The sequence below is a fragment of the Streptomyces sp. NRRL F-5123 genome (assembly GCF_000721495.1).
GTDB lineage: Bacteria > Actinomycetota > Actinomycetes > Streptomycetales > Streptomycetaceae > Actinacidiphila.
This window is the reverse complement of sequence record NZ_JOHY01000008.1, coordinates 75,217-98,897: the sequence shown is the minus strand read 5'-3', so window position 1 is coordinate 98,897 and position 23,681 is coordinate 75,217. Positions and strand designations below refer to the sequence as shown.

Below are 23,681 nucleotides of genomic sequence, written 5' to 3'. Positions count from 1 at the left end.
GCACCAGCTCTGGCGGGTGCCGGACCGCACGGGGTTCAGCGCCCGCAGTAGCCGGGTGCGGGGACGTCCTCGACGGGGACGCCGCCCGCGACCGCGCCGAGCAGCGTCAGCTCGGGCTGCGGCAGGCCCGCGGGGGTGGTGCCGTCGGCGAGGACGGCGAGGGCCAGGCTGTTGGAGCCGCGGGTGCGCAGGACGCCGTTCGGCAGCACGAAGGTGTGCTGCGGGCCGACGTCGTTGGCGTACTGGCCGAGGTTCCAGCCGTTGAGGAAGATCTGCACGCGGTAGGCGCGGGACGGGTCGTCGGTCAGGGTCAGGCCGATCGACGCGTCCGTGCCGGGGTCGACGTCGAGGGCGAAGTCGGTGCGGTACCAGCTGACGCCCTGCCGGGTCCCGTCGTGCGGCAGCGAGACCCGCGTCCAGTCCCCGTCGGGGAAGCCGGGCAGGTGCCAGCCGGAGCGCTCGCCGTACAGGCCACCGGTGTTGAGCACGCCGCGTACCGTGTCGAGTTCTGCCGCGCCCTGGATGCGCCAGGTCAGAGGGGCGCCGTCGAGGGTCGCGGCGAGCAGGCCGCGGGCGGCCTTGAAGGCGTCGTTGGCGCCGCCGTCCTCGGCGTGGGCCATCGGGCGCACCAGTACGGCGACGGTGTGCGGGCCCGGTCCGCGCAGGTCCTCGGGCACGGCGAAGGCGGCGGTGCCGGTCCAGCTCGCGACGGTGTCCTGGGCCTTGGCCGGGGTGGGCAGCCGGTGGGTGCCGAGCGGGCGGCCGTCCCACCAGGCCATCAGCAGGCCGAGGGTGCCGCCCTGGTAGGTCAGCGACAGTGTCTCGGCGTCGGCCGCGTCGCCGACCTGGGCGCGGTACCAGACGTCGCCGTAGTAGCAGCCGTAGTCGTCGGCGAAGAGCACGGCGGGCTGGCCCGCGGGCAGCGCGGTGGAGCTGTGCGAGGTGGTGAGGTCGCAGGTGCGCCAGCGGCGGTCGTCGAAGCCGGGCTCGGACTCCGGGTTCTCCGCGGCGTACCGCCAGCCGGTGAGCGCGGGCAGCCGGACCGGCTGCGGGCCGGGAAGCCGGTCGGTGGCGGCGAGGCTGCCGTCGCGGGTGGAACGGGTGTCGGCGCGCTTGCCGTTCCAGTTGACGTGCTTGATGCCGTCCGGGGCCCACACCTCCAGCGGGGCGGGGGCGTCGGTGTCACCGGTCAGGTCGAGGTTGACGCCGTGGACGCGGGCGGCGCGCACCAGGGCGGGGCCGCGGACGAGCAGCGGGCCGGCCGTCGTGGTGCTCGGCCACAGGGTGGCGGCGGCGGTGTCGTCGGCCAGGAGCAGCAGCAGCGGGGTGTCGCTGCCGCCGTCCTCGACGCGGACGCGGGTGAGCCCGTCGAGGACGGCGTTGATCCGCAGGGTGCCAGCGTCGGCGTCGTAGGAGGTCTCGGCGGTGCCGTCGGTGACGGTGACGGTGGGCCGGGTGCGGCACAGCAGGACGGTCTCGACGGGGTCGCCGGGGCGGCCGGTGAGCAGCGCGAGGTCCTGGGCCCGGCCGGCGGCGCGCCACATGGGCTGGGCGGTGGTGTAGAGCAGGGCGCGGCGGCCGAGGGAGAGGTTGGCGGCGACGACCTTCATGTCCTTACCGGTGACCCGCAGCCCGCCGGGCGCGGCGGGCACGGTCAGCTCCCCGGCGGCCGTCGTCACGGGCAGCGTGCAGGTGGCGTCGGCGCTGCTGTCGTTGCGCAGGAAGTACAGGTGGGAGCCGCGGTCCGGGTTCGCCACGTGGTAGACGCGGACGGCTCCGCCGGTGACGGCCGCCGCGCTCACGTCGTCCGCGCGGTCCAGCTGCCCGAGGTCGGGGAAGGCGGCGAGCATCGAGCCGATCTGCCGCATCGGCAGCAGCTTGGAGGTCTGGTTGCGGGCCTCGTCGATGGCGGCGCCGTAGTCGTAGGAGGTGTAGACGACGGGGGCGGGGATCCAGCCCCAGGAGGTGCCGCCGAAGGTCATGTAGACGTTGTGGACCTTGATGCCGTTGGCGAGGTTGGTGAGGTAGAAGCGGCGTTCGAAGGCCGCGTCGCGGGTCCTGCGGGATTCCGCGTAGCCGAGCCCGCCGAATTCCGCGCCGCCCCACGGGTCGAACCAGCCGCCGCCGAACTCGGCCATGAAGCCGGGGGTGTCGGGGCTGGCGGTCGCGCCGCCCTTGGCGCCGCCGGTGCCGAAGTAGCCCCAGTCCGGGGCCAACCCGCTGGGCGAGGGGTAGCCGTCGAAGGCGTAGAGGTAGCGGCCCTGCTCGCCGCCGGTGTCGAAGCTGCCGGGGACCCAGTAGCCGTTGCGGCCCTTGTCGTTGTGGAAGAGCGGGACGTCGATGCCGTCGGCGCGCACCTTGGCGTAGAGGTGGGCCATGTAGTCCCGGCCGGCGGCGCTGGTGACGTAGGAGGCGTACTCGTTCTCCAGCTGGTAGAGCACGACCGTGCCCTGGCCCTTGGTGTACAGGTGCCGGCCGATCACGGCGTCGACGGCGGTGAGCCACTCGTCCGCGTGCGCGAGGTAGGTCGGGTCGCTGGTGCGGGCGCGGCCGGGCGTCGTCGCCAGCCAGGCCGGGTAGCCGCCGGCGTCCACCTCGGCGTTGATGTACGGGCCGGGGCGAGCGATGACGTACAGGCCCGCTTCCGCGGCCATGTCCAGGAAGCGGTCCAGGTCGCGGATGCCGGTGAAGTCGTACGAGCCGGGCGCGGGCGAGTGGAAGTTCCAGGCGGCGTAGATGCTGACGGCGTTGTAGCCGTTCGCGGCCATCTTGTGGAGGACGTCGAGCCAGAGGGAGGGGCTGGGCAGCCGGAAGGGGTGCACCTCGCCGGACCACAGCGGGACGCGCTGCCCGTCGACGAGCAGCGAGTAGCGGTCGAAGCCGACGCTGTGGGCCCGGCCGTCGGCGTCGGGGCGGGGCAGGACCCCGGCGGGTGCGGCGGCCGGGGCGTCCGCGGCGGCGGCGTGGGCGGCGGCGACCGGCAGCGCGAGAGCGGCGGCCGTGCTGCCGGTCAGAGCGGTGAAGGTGCGGCGGGACAGTTCCACAGGGGGATTCCCTTCGGCGACAGTGCGGCGGTGCGGGCGGTGCGAGGCGGAGACGGGGGACGTGCGGGCCCGGGTGGGCGCGGGTGGGCGCGGGTGGGCGCTACGGGGTGCGTGCCGCGGAAACGTAACTTCAGCCGGGTCTGCGCGCAAGACTTTCGCACACAATCCCCCATGAGCACTCAGGCGTCGAGTGGGCGAGCGAGAGCCGGACGACACCGCCGAATCGCATTGCGTCGCAGGTCGGAGCGGGTGCCATATGCCCTGCCCACCCCCGGGGACACCGGCAAACAAACACCGCGTTCAAACGCGTTCAATCACGTCGGCAGCGTGGGTGGGTCGTGATTCGACACTTTCGATCAGCCACGGCGCGGCGAAGCCGGTGGGCCGGGCGGAACGGGGCAGATTCATCAGGCGGGTACCGCACCCGCCGCCCCTGCACGGAAAGGAGCACGCGCGATGACGGAACACCCACCCGGGGACCCGGCGGACACCGCGGCCCCCGGTCGCGACGAGACCGTCGAGGAACGGGCGGACCGCCGCTGGTCGGACCTGCTCCAGGAGTTGCGGGTCGCCCAGACCGGCGTGCAGATCCTCTTCGGCTTCCTGCTCACCGTCGCCTTCCAGCAGCGCTTCGCCGAGCTGTCCGGCACCGAGCGGCACCTGTACGCGACCTCGGTCGTACTGGGCGCGGCCACGACCGGGGTGCTGGTGGGCCCGGCGGCGATGCACCGGCTGCTGACCGGCCACCACCTCAAACCGGAGACGGTGGTCTGGGCCTCGCGGCTGACCGTGCTCGGCCTCTTCCTGCTGCTGTGCACGATGACCTGCTCGCTGCTGCTCGTCCTGCGCCTGGTGGTGCCGGACGCGGTCGCCGGGTGGCTGGCCGGCGGGCTGGTGGTGTGGTTCACAGTGTGCTGGCTGGCGGTGCCGCTGTGGGCGGTGCGGCGCGCCCGGTCCGCGGCGGCGGCCCGGCGGGGCTGAGCGCGCCCCGGCCGGCCGCGGCCCGGGGAGCCGGTCCCCGTCCGCTTCTTTCCGCGGCCCCCGGGTTTTCATACCCCCGGGGGTACACTGGACCGCTGGACGGTTGCCGGACGAGAGGAGTGGCGGCCATGGGGATGGCGGTCGACGAGGACGCGGTGCAGTCGGTCCTCAACCGTTTGCGGCGGGCCCAGGGGCAGCTCTCCGGTGTCATCGCGATGATAGAGGCGGGCCGGGACTGCAAGGACGTGGTCACCCAGCTCGCCGCCGTCTCCCGCGCGCTGGACCGGGCGGGCTTCAAGATCATCGCGAGCGGCATGCGGCAGTGCATGACCGCGGCGGACGAGAACCAGCCGCCCATGTCCGAGGCCGAGCTGGAGAAGCTCTTCCTGACCCTTGCCTGACCCTTGTCTGACCCGGTACCCGGCCGCGGCAGCCCCCTCCGCCCCGCTCGGCCCGTTCGGGGACAGCGCCGCGAGCCGGACGGCCTGGACCCCCTCATGGGATTCGCCGTCGAGTGCCGGCTCGCCCCGGCGGGGGCCCGCCGCCGCGCCCCGGGAGGCCGCACGGGCTCGGGCCGCCGAGTAGTGGAATACACCCCCGCGGCAGCGAGTTGCACGCGGCGTGAACCGTGACCGCCCGCCGCTCGACGGCCTCCACCCGCTGCTCGCCGGCCGCTTCAGCCCGTCGAAGTTCGACCCGTCGGGCGCGCTGGACGACGACGCCGTCGCGCTCCTGCTGGAGGCCGCCCGGTGGGCGCCCTCCGCGGGCAACTCGCAGCCGTGGGCGTACGTCGCCGCGCGCCCCGGCGAGCCGGACCACGCCAGGATCCTGCCGCATCTCGCGCGCAGCTCCGCCCGCTGGGCGGTGGACGCCGGGCTGCTCGTCGTCACGCTCGCGCACCGCTACGTCGACGGCAGCAGGCTGCTCTACTCCGAGTTCGCGGACTACGACCTGGGGCAGTCCGTCGCGCATCTGACGCTGCAGGCGCACGCGATGGGCCTGGCGGCGCACCAGTTCCGCGCGTTCGACCTGGAGAAGCTGACCGCGGAGCTGCAGCCCGGCCCCGGGTGGGAGGTCGTCACCATGATCGCGGTCGGCAGACCGGCCGAGCCGCCCGCCGCCGCGCGCGCCCGCCGTAGCGTCGCCGACCTCCGCTCGGCGCCCTGGGCGCTGCCGCAGTAGCCCCGGGGCCCGCTTGGGCCGAACGGCTGGGCCGGGCCCCGGCCCGGGCGCGCCCGCGCGAACCGGCCCCGTACCGGACCGACGATATGACGACCCCGGCCGTGGGCCCGGGAGGCGACGGTACGCGGGAAGGGCGGCGGAGGTGGCGCACGAAGCGGACCGGCCCGGCCCGGGCCCGGACGGGCCCCAGGATCCGGGCGGGGCGGGCCGCTCCGGCAACGGCAACGGCAACGGGTCCGGCTCCGGCTCCGGCTCCGGCGGACGCAGCCCGGATGGGCCGGGCTCGGGCAGTCCCGGCGAGCCCGGCGGGTTCCCGGGGGCCGAGGGGCTCGGCGGGCTGGGCGGGGTCGTGCGGGAACTGCGGGACGCGGTCACGCCGCGGTCCGCGTTCGTCGTCTTCGGGGTGCTGCTGCTCCAGCTCGGCTTCGCGCTCTCCTACATGGGGGCCTTCCACGCGCCGAAGCCGCACCGGGTGCCGGTCGTGGTGGCCGCGCCGCCGTCCGTCCGGCAGGCGGCGGTCGCGCGGCTGAACGCGCTGCCCGGCGAGCCGGTGCACGCGACCGCCGTCACCGGCGAGGCGCAGGCCCGGCAGCGACTGCTGGAGCGGCGTACGGACGCGGCCTTCCTCCTCGACCCGCGCGCGGCGGCGGACACCCTCCTGGTCGCCTCGGCCGCGGGCTCCTCCGCGAGCGACGCGGCCACCAAGGTCGTGCGGACCGTGAACACCGCCCAGCACCGCGACGTCGTCGTGCGCGACATCCGCCCGCCCGCGGCCGGCGACTTCCGCGGACTGTCGTCGTTCTACCTCGTGCTGAGCTGGACGATCGGAGGCTACCTCGCGTCCTCCGCGCTCAGCATGGCCGCGGGCTCCCGGCGGCCCACCCTGCGCCGCGTCCTGGTGCGGCTGCTGGTGATGCTGCCGTACGCGTTCGTGTCCGGCATCGGGGGCGCGGTCATCGTGGGCCCGGTGCTGAACTGCCTGCCGGGCGCGTTCTGGGAGCTCGCCGGCATCGGGACCCTCGTCGTCTACGCGTCGGCGGCGGCCGGTGTCGCCCTGCAGTCGCTGGCCGGCACGGTCGGACTCGGCCTGACCATCCTGATCTTCACCGTCCTCGGCAACCCCAGCTCCGGCGGCGTCTACCCGGCGTCCCTGCTGCCGCCGTTCTGGCGCGCGATCGGCCAGGCCCTGCCGCCCGGCGCGGGCACGACCGCGGTACGCAACACCGTCTACTTCGACGGCCACCGCATCGCCGCGGCGATCTGGGTGCTGGTCGCCTGGGCGGTCGGCGGCTCCCTGGTCGCGGTCGCCTCGTCCGCCGTCCGCGGCCTGCGCGCCCGCCGGGCCCTCGTCGCCCGGGCCACCGTGTGACAGGCCCCCGGCCCCGGACCGGCCGGAGCCGGGGGGCATGCGGGGAGATCAGCCGGCGGCCCGGATCAGCGCTCGGCGGGAAGCCGCACCGCTCGGCGTGCGCGAGCGGCGTGACGCCGTCGCCGTCGGCGATCGGGGGGTCGGCGCCCGCGTCCAACGCGGCGCACATCGCGCGGCGCGGCTTCCAGCAGGGCGGCGTCCGGTGCGTTCGGAGGACGCGCCCGGCGCGCCCGGCGTCGGCGACCGCCGCGCGGGCCGTCAGCCGCCCTCCCCCCGGCCGCCCGGGGACCGGGCGAGGCCCGCAAGGTCGCGTCCGACGTGCTCGGCGTCGTCCAGCCGGTGCTGGGCCGTGAGCAGTGCGCGGGCCCGTACCAGGGCGTCGCGGGCCTCGTCCGTGCGGTGGCGGGCGAGGAGGGACTCGGCGGTGTGGCGCAGCACGTCGGCTTCGAGGTGGCTGTGGCCCTGGGCGCGGCAGATGGCCAGTGCCTCGGCGTAGTACGCGACCGCCAGGTCGTGGTCCCCGCGCCGGTGCGCGATGCAGCCGAGGCTGTCGAGCGTGCTGGACTCGCCGAGCTGGCGGCGGTCGGCGGGGTGCTTGCGCAGCAGCGCGAGGGCGGCGAGGCAGTCGGCGCGGGCCTCGGCGTGGTCGCCGAGCCGCGTGCGGAGCCACCCGACGGCGTTGAGGGCCCGCGCCTGGCGGTAGGTGTCGTCCAGCGTGCGGGAGATCGCCAGCGCGCGCAGTGCGTGCTCCAGCGCCCGCCGGTCGTCACCATGCCGCTCCCAGGCCCCGCCCAGGCTGTGGTGGATCTCGGCACGGACGGCGGCGTCCCCGGCGCCGCCGGTCAGCTCCAGCGCCCGGTCCAGGTGGCGGAGCGCGTCGCCGGTCCGCCCGAGCAGGGCGCACGCGTCGCCGAGCATCTGGTGGGCGCGGGCGCGGAGGGCGGGCTCGCGCAGCCCTTCCGCCCCGTCCACGGCGAGCTGCCATGCCGCCGCCTGGTCCGCGTAGCGGCCGCGGCTGCGGTGGTAGGGGTCCAGCGCCCACGCCAGCCGGCACACCTGGCCGTCCCACCCGTACCCGCGCGCCGCCTGCTGCGCGGCCACCAGGTTGGCGTGCTCCGCGTCGAACCAGGCCATGGCCGAGGCCCGGTCGGGCGGCGTCTGCGGGAGGTCGCGGGGCTCGGCGGCGGTGGGGAGGGAGGCGCCGGTGGCGGATGGACCGGTGCCGCGGGCGCCGGGGGCGGTTCCGCCGGGCGCGTACCGGCCGGGGACGGACTCGCCGGACATGACGCCCCCGGGCGCGTACCGGCCGGGGACGGACTCGCCGGACATGACGCCGCCGGACGCGGACTCACCGGCAACGGGTCGGCCGGGGGCGAACCGGCCGGGGGCGCCGCCGCCGGGCGCGTACCCGCCGGGGACGGACTCGCCGGACATGACGCCGCCGGACTCGGCGGTGTCGGGCGGCCGTACGGGCGGTGCGGCGGCTTCCGGTGGCGGCAGGGGAAGTGGGGGCTGGTGGGGGGCGAGTAATCGGGCGGCCGCGCAGGCGGCCTCGGTGCGGAAGTCGATCAGGCGGCGGATCGCCGCGCGCTGTTCGGCCGGGGTGCCGTGCGTGCGGGCCTGTTCTGTGGCGTGCAGCCGGAGCAGGTCGTGCATGCGGTAGCGCTCGGGGGCGTGGCGCTGGACGAGGTGGGCGTGGTCGAGTTCGCGCAGCAGCGCACGGGCCGCCGCGGCCGGCAGGTCGAGGAGGTGGGCGGCCGCGTCGGCGGTGACGTCGGGGCCGGGGGCGGCGCCCAGCAGCCCGAAGCCGCGGGCGGCCTCCCGCGACAGGGCCCGGCCGGACCAGGACAGTACGGCCCGCAGGTCGGCCCGCGGTTCGCCGCCGTCGAGGGCGTCCAGCCGGCGTGCGTCGTCGCGCAGTTCACCGGCCAGGGCCGCGAGCGGCAGGTCGGGGTGGGTGGCGGCGCAGGCGGCGGCGATGCCGAGCGCGAGGGGCAGGCCCGCGCAGCAGGCGACGAGGTCGTCGGCCGCGCGGGGCTCGGCGTGCAGCCGGGCGCGGCCCAGGCGGCCGGCGAGCACCTCGCGCGCGTCGTCCGCGGGCAGCTCGCCGAGGGCCACCGGCCGCGCGCCGTACGCGGCGACCAGCCCGGTCAGCCGCCGCCGGCTGGTGATCAGCACGGTGCAGCCGCTGCCGCCGGGCAGCAGCGGGGCGACCTGCGCGGTGTCGAGCGCGTTGTCCAGCAGGACGAGCATCCGCCGGTCCGCGGTGAGGCCGCGGTAGAGCGCGGCCTGCGCCTCCGCCCCGGCCGGGACGGACGCCGGCGGCACGCCGAGGGCCGCGAGGAAGGCACGCACCGCTGCCGCCGGGTCCACGGGCCGGCCGGTGGGGTCGAACCCGCGTAAGTCGGCGTGCAGTTCGCCGTCCGGGAAGCGGTCGCGCCGGGCGTGGGCCCAGTGCAGCGCGAGCCATGTCTTGCCGATACCGCCCATACCGCCGATCGCGCAGATGCCACCCGTCCCGCCGCCGTCCGCGCCGCTGCCGCCGCCCGGGTGCGTACCCGCGGCTTCGTCCAGGAGCGCCAGCTCGTGTGCCCGCCCGGTGAACAGCTCCGGCGGGGCCGGCAGTTGGCGCGGCACCGGGTCCGGCCCGCCCGGGGCGGGCGGGGCGCCGCCGCGGCCCCTCGTCCGGCGGGCGGCCTCCTCGACGCGGTCCCGGGCGGTGGCCAGCGCGCGCTGCTCGGCCGGTGTGGCGCCCAGCAGGTCGAGCAGCCCGTCGAGCCGGTCGGTCGGCGGCAGCGTGCGGGCGGTGAAGTATTCGGCGATCGCCGTCTGCGACCACCCGGTCCGCGCGGCCAGTTCGCGGTAGGTCAGTGGGCTGTCCTGGCGGCCGCGGGCGTGCCGGCGGCGCAGGTCCCGTAACAGCAGGGCGAGTTCGTCCGGCGTCCGCACGGCCGCTGCGGCCTCGGCCACCGGACCGGCCGGGTCCGGCAGGGGCTGCCTCACTCCACGTCCTCTCCCGTCCCGTTCTCCGCGGGGCACGAGCCCGAACACCGTGGGCGGGCGGCAGCTTACCGCCGGGGCGGGGGAGCCGGGGCCCGTACGCCGGCCTTCACAGGTCCCGCGGGACACCCGTCCCCCCAGGGATCCCGCGGCTCCCGGCGGCCTCGCAGGCCCTGCGCCCCGGCGGCCTCGCCGACCCCGCGTCCCCGCCGTCCCCGCCGTCTCGCCGCTCCGCCGACCGCGGCGGATTCCGCCGCTGTTCGCCGGTCTCCGCCGCTCTTCGCCCGTGCTCGGAACCCGCGGCCGCCGCCCCGCCGCGCGGCCACGATGGGCAGCACGTCCGCGGGCGAGCCGCCGTCCGCGGCGCCGGGCCGCGGCCTGTCGCCGCGACAGCAGCCCGCGGCCGGCCTCCCGCACGTCCGCACCCCCACTCGCCAGGGCGCCCCGGCGCCCGGAAGGACAGGGACGTACCCATGAACACACGAAGCACCGCCTCCCGGCTCGTGGCGCTCGGGTCGGCGACCGCCGCCGCCCTGCTGCTCGCGGCCGCGGCGCCGCAGTCCGCCTCGGCCGAGACCATGCGCACCCTGAACCTCGCCCTGAGCTGCTCCTACGGCCTGCCGTACGGGCTGAGCGTCAACAACGGCTCCGGCTGGTACTACCCCGACGGTTCGAGCTACGCGTCCGGCGGCGTCAAGTACTTCACCGTGCAGATCCCGGCGAGCGCCACCGCCCTCGCGATCAACACCAGCTTCTGCGAGACGGACCCGAAGACGCCGATGTGGGAGGGCTACAGCTACGCCATCACCGCGGGCACCTCGACCATCAGCGCGAACGGCTACTGCCTGGACGAGTACGTGTACCCGGGCCCGTTCGTCCGCTACTGCTCCGTCAGCGGCCTGACGTACAGCTGACCACCCGGAAAGGCGGCGGCCCGCTCCCGGGGGAAGGGGAGCGGGCCGCCGCTCTCGCGCGAGCCGCCGGCGCCCGCCGCCGGCAGGTCTCCCCCCCCGCCGCCCGGTCCCGGAACAGCCCGGCGGCCGGTCGCCGGGAGGTGTCGATGTGCGGCCGTCCCGTTCGTCGTGGGTACGGTCCCGGGTTTCGGGGCCGTCGGCGGAGTCGGACGGAGGTCGCGGGATGACGGGGCGCGAGCAGGGGGCAGGGGCGGTCGGGAGCGGGAGGTGGCCGGCGACGGCGGTGTTCCTCCTCAACGGGCTCACCCTGTCGACGTCGATCGCGCGGCAGCCCTCGCTGAAGAGCGCGCACCACCTGAGCGACGGCCAGGTGGGGCTGCTGGGGCTGCTGTTCGCCGGGGCGGCGATCGTGGCCATGCAGTTCGTCGGGCCGCTGGTGGCCCGGGTGGGCAGCCGGCCGGTGCTGCGCGTGTCGCTCGTCGTCATGCCGCTGCTGCTGGCCCTGGTCGGCCTGGCCGGCGGCTTCGGCGCGCTCGCCGCCGCGAACACCGCGCTCGGCGCCGTGCACGGCACGACGGACGCCGCCATGAACGCGCACGCCGTCGCCGTCGAGAAGCGCGCCGGCCGGCGGATCCTGAGCGGCTGCCACGCCGCGTGGAGCATCAGCGCGGTCGTGGCCTCGCTGGTGACAGCGGGGCTGTCCCGGGCCGGGGTGACCCTCACCGCGCACTTCGTGGGCGCGGCCGCGGTGCTGGCCGCCGCCGGGCTCGTCCTGGGCCGGCTGCTGCTGCCCGCCGCGGCCGACCGCGGGAGCGGCGCGGGGGCCCCGGCCCGGCGGGACGCGGGCCGCTGGAGCGCGGCGTTCGTCGCGCTCGGCCTGACCGGCACGGCCCTGATGGTCTGCGAGGGCGCCGCGCTCGGGTGGGGGCCGATCTTCCTGCACGACGCCCGCGGCGTCCCGGTCGGCCTGGCCGCGACCGCCGTCACCGCGTACGCCGGCGGCCAGACCGCCGTCCGTGTGGTCGGCGACCGGCTGGCCACCCGCTACGGCGCCCCGCGGGTCTTCCGCGCGGGCGGGCTGGTCGCCGTCGCGGGACTCGGCGCCGCCGTGTCGGCCGCCGGGGCGGTGCCCGCCGTCGCCGGGTTCGCCGTGATGGGCGCCGGGATGTCGGTGCTGCTGCCGCTGGCCTTCAGCGCGGTCGGCCGGACGGGCGGGGTGAGCGCGGCGACCGCGGTCTCCCGCTTCACCACCTTCACCTACGCGGGCGTCCTGCTCGGCCCCGCGGCCGTGGGCTGGGCCGCCGAACTGGGCGGCCTGACCCGCACGCTGGCCGCGCTGCTCCCCGTACTCCTGGCCGTCACGCTGCTGACCCGGCTGCCCGACCCGCGTCCCGTACCGGAGGACGCCCCCGCGGACACCGGCGCCGCGGTGGCGGCCGGGAGACGCTGAGGGTGGAAGGCTTGCCGGGTGCCGCGGGCGGCGCGGCGGGGCGGCGCGGGAGAGGACGAGCGGGATCGTGGGACGCGGGAGGCACGTCGTGTTCGTCGTCTTCGACGGCGTCAAGATGCTCGACGTGGCGGGCCCCGCCGAGGTCTTCGCGGAGGCCAACCTGTTCGGCGCCGGCTACACGCTCGGCTACGTGTCGCCGTCCGGGGCGGCGGTCACCACGTCCGTCGGCCTGCGGCTGCCCGTCGACGGGGCGGCCGCGGAGGTGGCGGAGGCGGACACGGTCGTCGTGGCGGGGGGCGACGCGCTGGTCACCCGGCCCGTGCCCGCCGGGCTGACCGAGGCGATCCGCGTGCTGCACCCCCGCGCCCGGCGGCTGGTGTCCATCTGCACCGGCTCGTTCGCCCTCGCGGGCGCCGGCGTCCTGGACGGGCGGCGCGCCACCACCCACTGGCGGCACGCGAAACTGCTCGCCCGCGCGTACCCCGAGGTCGAGGTGTGCCCCGACGCCCTGTTCGTCGAGGACGGCAGCGTCGTCACCTCGGCGGGGGTGTCGGCCGGTGTCGACCTGGCCCTGGCACTGGTGGAGCAGGACCACGGCGCCGACCTGGCGCGGAGTGTCGCGCGCAGCCTCGTGGTGTTCATGCAGCGCCCCGGGGGCCAGTCCCAGTTCTCGGCGCCGCTGGAGGTGCGTCCGGCGCGCACGCCCGCGCTGCGCTCGGTCGTCGACCTCGTCGCGGCGCAGCCCGGCCTGGAGCACACCGCGGCCTCGCTGGCCGCCCGCGCCGGGGTCAGCCCGCGCCATCTGGCGCGGCTGTTCGCCGCCGAGCTGGACACGACCCCGGCGCGGTTCGTCGAGGAGGTCCGCCTCGACCACGCGAAGGCGCAGCTCGACGCGGGCCGCGGGGTCGCGGAGGCGGCGCGGGCGGCGGGGTTCGGGAGCGCGGAGACGATGCGCCGGGTCTTCGTGGCCCGTCTGGGCGTCCCGCCGAGCGGCTACCGGTCCCGGTTCGGCACGGCACGGGGCGGCGGCACGGGCGACACGCGCTGACGACGCGTACGGCCGAGGTCCGGATCTGTGGGGTGCACGGCGGTTCGGGCGGTGCCCCGCACGGCGACCTGCGGGAATGCTGGGAACCAGCCCGCCGCGCACCCCGCGGGGGCACCCGTACCGGAGAATTCGGAGAACGCCGTGAACACTGGGAACCCTGTGAACGCCGAGACCGTCGCGGGGATCGCCGTCCCCGACACCCGGCTGGTCCGCGAGGCCACCGCCCTCGTCCGGGAGGCCGCCGACGAGACGCTCTTCCACCACTCGCGGCGCGTCTACTTCTGGGGCTCGCTCAAGGCAGCCGCGCGCGGCCTGGAGGTCGACCCCGAGCTGGCCTACGTGGGCGGCCTCTTCCACGACCTCGGCCTGACCCCCTCGTACGCCACCAGGGACCGCCGCTTCGAGCTCGACGGCGCCGAGGCCGCCCGCGCCTTCCTCCTCGACCACGGCCGCTCCGAGCGCGAGGCCCGCGACGTCTGGCTGGCCATCGCCCTGCACACCACCCCGGAGGTCCCCCTCCGCCTCTCCCCCGAGGTCGCCGTCGTGACCCTCGGCGTCGAGACCGACGTCCTCGGCCTCGGCCTGGCGGAGATCACCGACCAGCAGCGTACCGAGGTCGTCGCCGCCCACCCCCGCCCCGACTTCAAGAACCGCATCCTGAAGGCCTTCTACGACGGCATGTCCGCGCGCCCCGACACCACCTTCGGCACGATGAACGACGACGTCCTGGCCCACTTCGACCCCGCCTTCCACCGCAAGGACTTCGTCCAGCTCATCCGTGACAACCCGTGGCCGGAGTGACCCTGACCCGCCCCCGGCGGTGTGGGCACGGCTGCCGCACACAGGTGCCCGATCGCCCGATCGCCCACGCCGCCCGGCCGCCGGCGCCTAGAATCGGCCGTGCGAAGGGGGGTCCTCGCCATGTCCGAAACCCGTATCGAGCCGTCCCGTCTCGAACCGTCCTGGCGCGCACCGCGGTCCGCATGGAACGCCCCGGTGAACGCCCGGGCTCCGTTCGCCCGTGTCCCGACGGCGTACGGCGAATACACGCTCTTCCGGGAGCCCGGCAGGCGGGTGACCTTCGTCGCCGTGGCCGAGGCGTGGGAGAACTGGCAGGTGGTCCTCGGCGAGGAGGTCCTGCTGCGGGTGGACGACGCCGCTCCGTCCCTGGGCCTGCGCAAGAGCCTGCGTCACGGCCTCAACGGCACGCTGGACGGCGTCCCGTTCACGGTGCGGGCCGCAGGCAGGTCGCTCCTGGCGAGCCGCCGCGGCCTCCACTTCGAGCTGGACGACGGCCGGACCCTCTCCTTCACGGTGCACGGATTCCACCGGCACTTGACCCGCCGTGTCGGCGGTGAGGACCGCCTCGTCCTCCGCTCCCGTGGCGACGCCTGGGAGACGGACGGGCTCGACCGGGGCGAGTGGGCACTCCTGTGCTTCGTCGTGCTCTCCGATGCCGAGGGTCTCCTCAGCTCTCCCCTCTGGGACGTCCTGTAGACGTTCCCCGGCCGCCGCTCACCAGCCGCCCATGAGCCCGCGGATCACGTGGGGCGCCAGCCACGTGGCGCCGAACCACAGCAGAGCGGCGGCCACCGCGGCCACCGCGAACTGCCCGAGCACCGATCTGCCGTCCCGTCCCATGCTCCTCCTCGTCCGCCCGCAGGCTACCGCTCCGCCACCGGCACCCCCGGCGGCCGGAGGGCCCAGGACGGGCTCCGGGCCGCGCTCCGGGACGTCCTCGCGGACCCGAACGCCAGGCGGACCGTCCCGCGCGCGTCGTCCGCACCCGCTGGTCCTCCGGGCCAGGAGTGCTGCGCCGGGTGCCGTCCGGCGGTTGCAGAAGGGCCCGATGTGCAATCGTGTCGGCCTGCGGCACCGAACTGCCGGTACCGCGGATGTCCGCTCGGCCGTAGCAGGGAGTTGAACGTGCGGGACGTTGTTGTCGACCCGGCCGCCCACAACCGCGAAGCCTGGGACAAGTACGTCCAGGAGGGCAACGAGTGGTCGACGCCGGTGAGCGCCGAGGATGTCGGGCGTGCCCGCACGGGCGACTGGTCGATCGTCCTCATCGGGCGTGAGCCGGTCGACCGCTCCTGGCTGCCGGCGGACCTGACCGGCAGGGACGTGCTGTGCCTGGCCTCCGGCGGCGGCCAGCAGGGTCCGATCCTCGCCGCCGCGGGGGCGCGGGTCACCGTGTTCGACAACTCACCCCGCCAGCTCGGCCAGGACCGGATGGTGGCGGCGCGCGACGGACTCGAACTGCGCACCGTCCTGGGCGACATGCGCGACCTCAGCGCCTTCGGTGACGCAGCGTTCGACGTCGTGTTCCATCCGGTCTCCAACGTATTCGTACCGGACCTGGCAGCGGTGTGGCGTGAGTGCTTCCGCGTCCTGCGACCGGGCGGAATTCTGCTCTCGGGATTCCTCAACCCTGATGTGTACCTGTTCGACCACGAGGCGCTCGACGAGCGCGGCGAACTGGTCGTCGTGCACAAACTGCCCTACAGCGATGTCACGCACTACTCCGCCGAGGAACGCGCCGCGAAGTTCGGCGCCGATGCGCCTCTCGAATACAGCCACTCCCTCACCGACCAGATCGGCGGCCAACTCGCCGCGGGGTTCGCCCTCACCGGCTTCACGGAGGCGCCGCACCAATCCAATGCATCCGCCCCGTACATGTCTCACTATTTTGCGACGCTGGCGGTCAAGCCGGGCTGACCCGGCCGCGACGGATCCCCTCGCGGCTCCAGCGGCGTCCCCGTCGGTCAGTCGATGCCTTCGGCGATGCGGAAGTCGCGCTCGACGCCGTCGGGGAGGGCCACCAGCGCCTTCTGGTAGGCCTCGCTCTCGTATGCCGCGACGGCCTGTTCAAAGCTGTCGAACTCGATCAGGACGACACGTTGGGTGATTCCGGCCTCATGGGCGACGACGCGGCTGCCACGCGTCAGGAGGCGCCCGCCCCCGGCCTGGACAGCCGGACGGGCCAGCTCGTCGTAGGCGGTGAGAGCCTCGGGGTCGGAAATGGCGGGGTAGACACTGACCCAGTAGCCCTTGGCCATGGAAACCTCCGTTGTCGGGCCGGACACGTCCGACGTCGAATTGACACCGGGAGCGATCGATTCCGCGACGGGTACTGCGTTCGGTGGAATCGTCGTACGCGCAGGCTAGGCCTTGTCGTGCGGCCGAGGGAAAGACCGGTACGGGATAGGCTCAGAACGGATCGTTATCAATCGGCAGGGGAGGGCACGTGGCGCCGGACACGGTGAGCCTGCGCTACTTCCTGGTGCTGGCACAGGAGTTGAACTTCACCCGCGCGGCCGCACGGATCGGTGTCGCACAGCCCGCACTCAGCGCCCGGATGCGCCGGTTGGAGGCGGAACTCGGTACGGCCCTGCTGGTCCGCAACACGCGCAGCGTCGTATTGACCGCGGCCGGTGCGGCTTTGGCGGAGTCCGCGCCGCCCGCGCTGGCGGCGCTGGACCGGGCCTGGGACACCGCCCGGAGCGCGGCGGCCGGTGAAGTGGGCACGCTGCGCATCGGATACAGCCTGTCCACCGGGGCGGAGACGGCACCGGCCCTGGTGGACAGGCTGGTTCGCGGCAGCAGCGGACTCGAGGTCGGCGCGGTCCCGATGGCGACACCGGAGATCTCCCCCGCGGTCGCCGACGGCCGCATCGATGCCGGGATCACCCGCGGTGAACAGCCGGGCCGTGGCGTACGCCGGTTCCTGCTGCGGCGTGTACGCGTCGGGGTCCTGCTGGCGCAGCACCACCCGCTGGCCGAGCACCCGGAGATCGAGATCCCCGACGCGGCCGCGTATCCGCTGCGACTCCCGGACCGTGCGGCCAACCCCGTGATCCACGATCAGCTGTCCGCGGTGTTCCGGGACACCCGGCCACCACCCCGATTCCACACGCCCGCAGTCTCCTTCGACATGTCTCAGCGCGACCTGCGCGACGGGGTCACCCTGGCCCCGGCCGGAGAGGCCGCGGCCACGACACAACCGGCCGGTCTCACCTGGCGACCGCTGCGGGGCGCGCCCAGCCTGACGATCCACCTGGTCCTCCCACGCGAGCAGTCGCCGCTGCACCGCCGCGTCCGCGCCGTCGCCGAAGCCCTGGCGCACGAGCTGCACTGGCTGCCGGACTGACGCGCAGGATCCGCCGGGACTTCAGGCGGCGACGCCGCGCTCGACGGGTGCGTACGAGGTAGGTCGAGTGCGGCAGATCATCAACGAGGCCCCCGAGCAGTGTGATCGAGACGTCGGACATCTCGATCACAAGCTCGGGGGCCTTGCCCGTCGCGCCGGTGGCCGACGGCCGGTCGCAGACCGCCGACCGTCATCCGATGGTGGCCGCGCCGAAGCAGCCCAGCGGTTGCCCTCCGGTGCCGGGAGAGCCGGTGTTCGTACGAACGCTGACCTTGCCGTCAGTGCCCTGAACGATCATGTCGGCTTTGCCGTCACCGGTGATGTCGGCGAAGTAGAGACGACCCTGACCCGGCTGACCGAGGTAGTTGGACCACCCGGCACTCCAGTCCGTACCGCCGTTGAAATAAGTGCCGGTGTTCGTACGAACGCTGACCTTGCCGTCAGTGCCCTGAACGATCATGTCGGCTTTGCCGTCACCGGTGATGTCGGCGAAGTAGAGGCGTCCTTCTCCCGGCCGGCCGAGGTAGTTGGACCAGTGGGAACTCCACAGGACGCCCGCGTTGAAGCGCAGCGAGGGGCTGCCCGAGGGAGCCGCCTTCGCGGTGCGCACCATGAGGTTGCCGTCCGTCCCCAGGATGCCGAGGTCGGCGCGTCCGTCCCCGTTGACGTCGGCGGCCGTGACGACCTCGCGCACCTGGTCGACCGTGTCCTGCACCCACGCCTGCACGGCGCTGTCGTCCACGCGTGACGAGACGGCGCCGGTGCGCGTCTCGGACGTGTCCTGGCCGAAGCAGCCACCTTGCCAGGAACGGGAGTTGACGCCGACCAGTTCGGGCTTTCCGTCCTTCTGCCGGACCAGAGGCCCGCCCGCGTCGCCCGCGCAGATCGCTGTGTCCTGTCCGGTGATGGCCAGCCGGCCGTCCTGGGCCGAGTCCACCGTGAAGGTGCCGGTGTGCAGGGCCAGGGGCGCCCACTCGGTCGCGGTCCGGCCGAACCCGGCTGCCGTGAGGCTCTCCCCCGTGGTGGGTGCGGTCGTCGCGAACGCGATGGGCGCGGTGCCGGCGATCCCGGTCGTGGGCTGCGCAAGGCGGGCGAGGGCCAGGTCGCGCCCGGGTGAGGGGACGAGGTAGGTGACGTCCGTGACCAGGCCGCCGGTGGTGGTCAGGTCGGTGCGGCCGATCGTGGCCACCGTCTTCTCGGCCGGCGCGCCCTCGGCCGGCACGGCTCCGGAGGCCGGGTCGCTGACGAAGCAGGACGCGGCGGTGAGCACCCAGCGGGCGTTCACCAGGACTCCCGAACAGGCCCTGGCATCAACGCCGATGGTCAGGCGCACGGCGTAGCCGTAGGTGGTGTCGGTGGACGGCTGGCCGGAGACGGCACTCGCGGGCGGGACGTCCAGCGCGAGCCCGGCGATCAGGGCCGCGGCCGGAAGGACGGCGCGCAGAGGTCTGGCGAAAGGCATGGTGTGGTGGTTCCTCGGGGCAAGGTCTGGGCGGGGGTCGGCCGCGCCAGAGCGGCTGGGCGGAGGGGCAGGTGACCGGCGGGCACGCGAGGAGGCGCGGACCGGCGCTACTTGCTGGTCCTGATCTCCATGAGCTGGAATTCGCGTCCCTGGTCGTCGTCGGCCTCGCCCACGCCGGTCCACAGGTTCTTGTCGATGTCGTACGTGCGCTGCTCGTCGGCGGTGGTCATGTCGACCTGGGTGGTGTAGTCGTTGCCCTTGACGGCGTAGACCGAGGGGATCTTCAGGGTCAGCCAGCCGCTGTTCCCGGTGACACGGAAGCAGAAGGTGTCCGCCGAGTCGGTGGACCTGACCTCCAGCAGCTCGCCCTCGCTCGCGCAGTCGGCCAGGACGATGTGGCCGTCACCCCGTTCGAGGGTGATGCCCTGCTCGGCGAGGATCCGGTCCGCGCCGGGGTAGGCGAAGTCCTCGACCGCGTACCCCGGCGCCTCGTCCGCGGCGGGGACCGCGGCCACGGGCCGCGTCCGCGCCTCCGGCGAGGCCTTGGCCCCGGACCACGCGCCGGCCGTCATCACGGCCGCGGCCAGTCCGGCCGCCACGAAGACGCCGCAGGCGCGCCTCAGCGGGCTTCTGCGCCTCGTCCGCGGCTCGGTCGCAACAGGTGTGTCCATCTCGGTCCTCACAGTCGATTCTCTTGGGCCGTCCGCGTCCGTGCCGACACGGCATCGACGGGTCAGCTGTCGTGGTGGGGTCGGGGACCCGGCGTCCCCCTTGTGGCTCTCGCCGCAGCTCCGGCAGCGGCGGCAAGAGCCGCCCCGGAGTTCCGTGCAGAGCGCAGCTTGCTGACGTGCAATTACTTCCCATTTTTTTGAGACGCGTGAGAAGCGCGCCGCCGGCCGGCGCGGCACCGGAACCCGGCCGGGTCGCCGCACTCGTCCGTGAGGCCTCCGGGTGGCGTGTCGCCGGCTTGGTGAACCGGAATGATTTCCTATCCGAGCGAGGCCCATTGCCGCGGCCACGAGAATCATAGGGATCACCGCCAACCCTTGCAACAGTGAAAAGGTTTCTCTAATGTGAGGCCAGTCCGCGGAAGCGTCACCCGCAGCACGGCTGTTGCTGCTTCCGTACAGGTGGGGGGCAGTTGTACCGATTCGTTCGGCGGTAGGGGCGGCCGATTCACCCGGGAGGCAGGACGCCTTTCCCGGCACCCTGTCACATATGTCCCGCCCGGCTGCGCATACCGCGCGGGCGGTTCCTTCGTCCTTGGTTCGATAGCCACGATCCACCGTCCACCGCGGAGCCGGGAATACGGAACACGGCATTCCGGAGCCGGAATGCGATATTCCAACCGGCTGCGCCGAATCCGGATAGTTTCCTATCGCACTCTGATACACCGCACCGCCCGGATCCTATCTGCGAAGAGGGCCCGCAAAAGCGCTCCGCACGCTGCGACCACGGCCTCCGTACGCCGTGCCGCACGTCCGGCGCACGGCGTGCCCTTCCCCCGGGCCCGCACCCGTCGCGCCGGCCTGCCGCCCGTCAGAGAACCGCCCGTTCGGCCGCCCGCTGCTTCCGGGCGGCCGTACCGACCCGGAGGAACACGTGAAGAACCCGTACATGAGCAGACGTCACCTGCTGGGTGCCCTCGCCGCCACCACGGCCGGCGCGGTGGCCGGCAGTCTGGTGCTCAACCCCGCGGCGGCGTACGCCGACACGCCTCCTCCGGACGACGCGTCGGGTCCCGACATCCTCGGCCTGCCCGACACGGAGCGGGCGCAGGTGGTGAAGGCGTGGATGACCGGCGGGCCCGCGGTCCGTGTCGCGGCCGAGACCGCCATGACCGGCTCGGACGCCGATGTCGGGGCCTTCCTCGCCACCGGGCTGGCCATGGCGTCGGCAGTCGACAACCGTGCCGCCGTCGTCAGGGTCATGGCCAAGGCCGGGAAGCGCATGGGCGGCGCGGCCGCCACCGCGCTGGAGGGCGGTGACGCCGCCGTGGCCACCTTCCTCCAGGACGGTTACCAGGCCGCGTACGAACAGGACTTGTCCGTCACCACGGCATCCCTGATCGCGGCGGGAAGCAAGCGGGTCGCCGCCGCGGGCAGTGCGGCGCTCGACACCGGCACCCAGGACGCACTTGAGCAGTTCCTCCTGAACGGGCAGTACACGGCGCGCCTCCAGGACATGCAGGTCCAGACGGCTGCCCTCTCGGTGGGCGCGGGGCCGGAGGTGCGGACGTACGCCTCCCGGGCCCTGGACGGCACCGCCGAGGACATCGAGTGGTTCCTGGACACCGGACAGTACATCGCCCGTGCCCGCGACCAGGAAGCCGCGAAGATCAGCGAACTGGTCTCCGCCGTCCAGCGGGAGGCGGAACGGGCCGACAACCAGACGAAGCTGGCCGAGGACGCCTCCGCACGCGCCGTGCAGGCCGCGGACAAAGCCAAGAGCGCTGCCGAAACGGCCGCCGCGGAAGCCGCTGCCGCCCAGCAGGACGTCGCCAAGGCAGGTAACGCCGCGCGGAAGGCCGCGCAGGCCGCCGGTGGCGCCGCCGACGCGGCCCGGATCGCCATCCGCGCCTCCCAGGCGGCCATCGACGCCTCGCGCCGTGCCTCCCGCGCCGCTACGGCCGCGGGCCACGCCGCCGCCGTCGCCGGATCGGCCGCGGCCAACGCGTACAACTGCGCCGTCGCCGCGTCCAAGGACGCCTCGAAGGCTGCTGCCGCCAGAAACGCGGCCACCGCCGCGCGCAACGCGGCCGCCAGCGCCCGCACCACCGCGGCCGCCGCCGAGAAGGCTGCCGGCGTGGCGGACAAGGCGGCCGCTGCCGGGAAGTCCGCGGCGACGGCGGCCGGCCAGGCGGCCGCTGCCGCGAGCGCGTCCGCCCAGGCGGCCTCCTCCGCCTCCGGCGTGGCCCAGGCCGAGGCCGCAGAGGCCCAGCGGCAGGCGCAGATCGCCGCCGACAACGCCGCCATCGCCACCAGCGCCGCCGTAAAGTCCCAGTCCTTCGCCGCCACCGCGGCATCCGCGGCACGCGCGGCCAGGGACGCCGCGAACGCCGCGGCCGGTCATGCCGACGCCGCCGCGGACGCCGCCGAGTGGGCCGCCCAGTACGCCGGCCAGGCCCTCGACTACGCGAACAAGTCCACCGCCTTCGCCAACGCGGCCACCGAGGCCGCGAACAACGCCTTCGACGCCGTCACCCAGGCCGTCGCGGTCGAGGCAGCGGCGCGGCAGGCCGAGCTGGACACCCTCGCACGCGAACAGGCCCAGGCCATGAAGGAATGCCGGCAGCTCGCCCAGCTGGACGCAGAGCAGGGGGCGGCGCTCCGGGCGCAGCGGACCCAGGACCAGCGGACCTCCGCAGCGGCCCGTGACCTCGTCGCGCAGGCCGAAGCGGCGCTCAGCTCGGGCGACACGGACCAGGCCACCGTACTCGGACGCAAGGCGGCCGTCGCCGTCATGAACTGCGGAAGTTCCTGGTCGCGTGAGGCGGCGCGCTTCGCGCTGTCCGGCGCCGATGCCGACATCCACCGGTGGATCGACACCGATCGCACACTCGCACAGGACCAGGACGACCGCGAGACGGTCTTCGCCATCTCCCAGGCCGGCACTCCGACGGTCAGCTCCGCCGCCGCCACAGTGCTCGAGAGCAGTGAACCAGGCGCCGCGGCGGCGTTCCTGACCACCGGCATCAAGGACGCCACCAAACCGGGCAACGCGCTCGGCATCGCCCGCATCCTGGCCGACGGGCCGGGCAGGCTGGTGACCCAGGCTGCGAACGACGCCATGGACGCCAACACCCCCGAAGCCCTTTTCGACTTCTTCCAGTCGGCCGTCCAGCCGGCCCAGATGCAGGACGACGGCGTGGCCACCGCCGCGCTGCTCGACACCGCGGGCCCCTACACCAGGGCCTACGCACAGGCCGCCATGGAGGGGCCCGCCTGGATGCGCCGCCACTTCCTGGCAACCGTGCGCCACACCTGCGCCCAGCTCGACTACGACTCGGCCACCCACATCGCTGCCATGCAGGGCGCCATCGCCGCCGCCACCAAGGTCGCCCACCAGGCCCTGCAGAACGCCGCCCTCGCCCAGCAGGCCGCCGCGACCGCCCGGAACGCGGCCGCGGACGCCGCCAAGTACAGGGACCAGGCGGCGGCGTCCGCCGCCGACGCCGCGGCATCCGCCCAGAAGGCGAACGACCTGGCCGATGCCGCCGAGCAGTCCGCCCAGGACGCCCAGGCCTCGGCCGACCGGGCGAAGAACGCCGCCGCGGCTGCCCGGTCAGCGGCACGCCTGGCGAATTACTCCGCCAACAAGGCCACGTCCGCCGCCCGCAGCGCGACGGCCTCCGCCACGTCGGCGCAGGCCGCGGCCCTGTCGGCCCATACGTCGGCCCTCCAGGCGGGCGACGACGCGGAGGCCGCGGCAGCGGCGGCGAGTGACGCGCACCGCATCGCCAGGGAGAAGCGGCAGCAGGAGATGGCGGCGGCGGCCCGTCAGCGGGCCGAGAACGCCCAGAAGGACGAGATCGACGACCCGGAGAACGACTCCAACGACGGCGACGACGTCCCCAAGTGGAAGGAGGACGCAAGGGAGCTGGCCGAACTCGCCGAACAGGCCGGTGCCGACTCCAGCACCATCGCCGGGATCCTCGCCCTCGCGGGGGTGTTCGTCGCCGAGATGGGGCCGGAGGCGGAGCCGATAGCCGGTGCCATGGAGCTCCTCGCAGGGACCCTCGCCGAGGCGTCGGTCGCGCTGGACGTCATCGCCGTCACCGCCGCCTACCTCGGCTACGGGCCGACGAGTCCGGAGTTCCTCAAGATCGTGGGCAACTCCGCCTTCGCCACCTTGACCTTTGCTGCCGGCAAGTACCTCAAGCCGCTGGACGAGGCACTGGACCTCGCCGAACGCAACGCCGCGGAGCAGCTCTACAAAATCGGGGACGGCGCGATCGAGCTCGGCTCCGGGATCCTCCGGGGCCTGGGCAGCGTCTTCGGCTGACGCCTGGGCCGCGGAGGGCCGCTCTCCCGCAGACGCGGGAGGGCGGCCCTCCGGCCACCCGGCAGACCGGCCGGTCC

The 23,681-nt window shown here is 74.7% G+C and carries 18 protein-coding genes; 12 read left to right on the top strand and 6 right to left on the bottom strand.

What is annotated here, in order from left to right; translation table 11 throughout:
* Positions 1-35: 35 nt before the first annotated feature.
* Entirely contained in the window at positions 36-3,044 is a 3,009-nt protein-coding gene (locus IH54_RS0110025; RefSeq protein WP_031515010.1) for a glycoside hydrolase family 35 protein, read from the bottom strand.
* A 456-nt stretch (positions 3,045-3,500) separates the two neighbouring features.
* Here IH54_RS0110025 and IH54_RS0110020 point away from each other — a divergent pair, with 456 nt between their 5' ends.
* The 4 genes from IH54_RS0110020 (at position 3,501) to IH54_RS0110005 (ending at position 6,576) form a co-directional block, all read left to right on the top strand.
* Positions 3,501-4,025, top strand: a complete 525-nt coding sequence (locus tag IH54_RS0110020; protein WP_031515008.1) for a DUF6328 family protein — start codon at positions 3,501-3,503, stop codon at positions 4,023-4,025.
* 134 nt (positions 4,026-4,159) lie between these two features.
* Entirely contained in the window at positions 4,160-4,426 is a 267-nt protein-coding gene (locus IH54_RS0110015; RefSeq protein ID WP_031515006.1) for a metal-sensitive transcriptional regulator, read from the top strand.
* 220 nt (positions 4,427-4,646) lie between these two features.
* Positions 4,647-5,207, top strand: coding sequence for a nitroreductase family protein (locus IH54_RS0110010; protein WP_031515004.1), 561 nt, complete (start codon positions 4,647-4,649; stop codon positions 5,205-5,207).
* Positions 5,208-5,565: 358 nt separating this feature from the next.
* Positions 5,566-6,576: a DUF3533 domain-containing protein gene (locus tag IH54_RS0110005; RefSeq protein WP_031515001.1), complete on the top strand. Its 1,011-nt coding sequence runs from the start codon at positions 5,566-5,568 to the stop codon at positions 6,574-6,576.
* A gap of 258 nt (positions 6,577-6,834) precedes the next feature.
* Here the strand turns inward: IH54_RS0110005 and IH54_RS47625 are convergent, their stop codons facing one another.
* A complete protein-coding gene (locus IH54_RS47625; protein ID WP_052397267.1) occupies positions 6,835-9,579 on the bottom strand; it encodes an ATP-binding protein in 2,745 nt (914 codons plus the stop codon).
* Positions 9,580-10,049: 470 nt separating this feature from the next.
* On the opposite strand from IH54_RS47625, the gene IH54_RS44395 reads away from it, so the two are divergent.
* The 5 genes from IH54_RS44395 (at position 10,050) to IH54_RS0109975 (ending at position 14,485) form a co-directional block, all read left to right on the top strand.
* Complete coding sequence (locus IH54_RS44395) at positions 10,050-10,490, top strand: hypothetical protein (protein ID WP_031514997.1); 441 nt, start codon at positions 10,050-10,052, stop codon at positions 10,488-10,490.
* Positions 10,491-10,773: 283 nt separating this feature from the next.
* Positions 10,774-11,940, top strand: coding sequence for an MFS transporter (locus IH54_RS0109990; RefSeq protein ID WP_052397266.1), 1,167 nt, complete (start codon positions 10,774-10,776; stop codon positions 11,938-11,940).
* 67 nt (positions 11,941-12,007) lie between these two features.
* Positions 12,008-12,988, top strand: coding sequence for a GlxA family transcriptional regulator (locus IH54_RS0109985; protein ID WP_031514992.1), 981 nt, complete (start codon positions 12,008-12,010; stop codon positions 12,986-12,988).
* 141 nt (positions 12,989-13,129) lie between these two features.
* Positions 13,130-13,789, top strand: coding sequence for an HD domain-containing protein (locus IH54_RS0109980; protein ID WP_234343438.1), 660 nt, complete (start codon positions 13,130-13,132; stop codon positions 13,787-13,789).
* Between the two features lie 120 nt (positions 13,790-13,909).
* On the top strand, positions 13,910-14,485 hold the full coding sequence (locus IH54_RS0109975) for a hypothetical protein (protein ID WP_159011768.1): 576 nt from the start codon (positions 13,910-13,912) through the stop codon (positions 14,483-14,485).
* A gap of 18 nt (positions 14,486-14,503) precedes the next feature.
* Here IH54_RS0109975 and IH54_RS47620 read toward each other — a convergent pair whose 3' ends face one another.
* The gene (locus IH54_RS47620; RefSeq protein ID WP_267965175.1) at positions 14,504-14,629 is read right to left on the bottom strand and encodes a hypothetical protein; all 126 of its coding nucleotides are present in this window, start codon (positions 14,627-14,629) and stop codon (positions 14,504-14,506) included.
* Between the two features lie 285 nt (positions 14,630-14,914).
* Here IH54_RS47620 and IH54_RS0109965 point away from each other — a divergent pair, with 285 nt between their 5' ends.
* On the top strand, positions 14,915-15,706 hold the full coding sequence (locus tag IH54_RS0109965; RefSeq protein ID WP_031514986.1) for a class I SAM-dependent methyltransferase: 792 nt from the start codon (positions 14,915-14,917) through the stop codon (positions 15,704-15,706).
* 47 nt (positions 15,707-15,753) lie between these two features.
* On the opposite strand, the gene IH54_RS0109960 is transcribed toward IH54_RS0109965, so the two are convergent.
* A complete protein-coding gene (locus IH54_RS0109960) occupies positions 15,754-16,047 on the bottom strand; it encodes a DUF1330 domain-containing protein (protein ID WP_031514984.1) in 294 nt (97 codons plus the stop codon).
* 188 nt (positions 16,048-16,235) lie between these two features.
* On the opposite strand from IH54_RS0109960, the gene IH54_RS0109955 reads away from it, so the two are divergent.
* Positions 16,236-17,138, top strand: coding sequence for a LysR family transcriptional regulator (locus tag IH54_RS0109955; protein WP_031514982.1), 903 nt, complete (start codon positions 16,236-16,238; stop codon positions 17,136-17,138).
* Positions 17,139-17,328: 190 nt separating this feature from the next.
* Here IH54_RS0109955 and IH54_RS0109950 read toward each other — a convergent pair whose 3' ends face one another.
* The gene (locus IH54_RS0109950; protein WP_052397265.1) at positions 17,329-18,600 is read right to left on the bottom strand and encodes a trypsin-like serine protease; all 1,272 of its coding nucleotides are present in this window, start codon (positions 18,598-18,600) and stop codon (positions 17,329-17,331) included.
* Positions 18,601-18,707: 107 nt separating this feature from the next.
* The gene (locus tag IH54_RS0109945; RefSeq protein ID WP_324607759.1) at positions 18,708-19,271 is read right to left on the bottom strand and encodes a hypothetical protein; all 564 of its coding nucleotides are present in this window, start codon (positions 19,269-19,271) and stop codon (positions 18,708-18,710) included.
* A gap of 946 nt (positions 19,272-20,217) precedes the next feature.
* On the opposite strand from IH54_RS0109945, the gene IH54_RS47615 reads away from it, so the two are divergent.
* On the top strand, positions 20,218-23,604 hold the full coding sequence (locus IH54_RS47615) for an ALF repeat-containing protein (RefSeq protein ID WP_043180449.1): 3,387 nt from the start codon (positions 20,218-20,220) through the stop codon (positions 23,602-23,604).
* Positions 23,605-23,681: the final 77 nt, after the last annotated feature.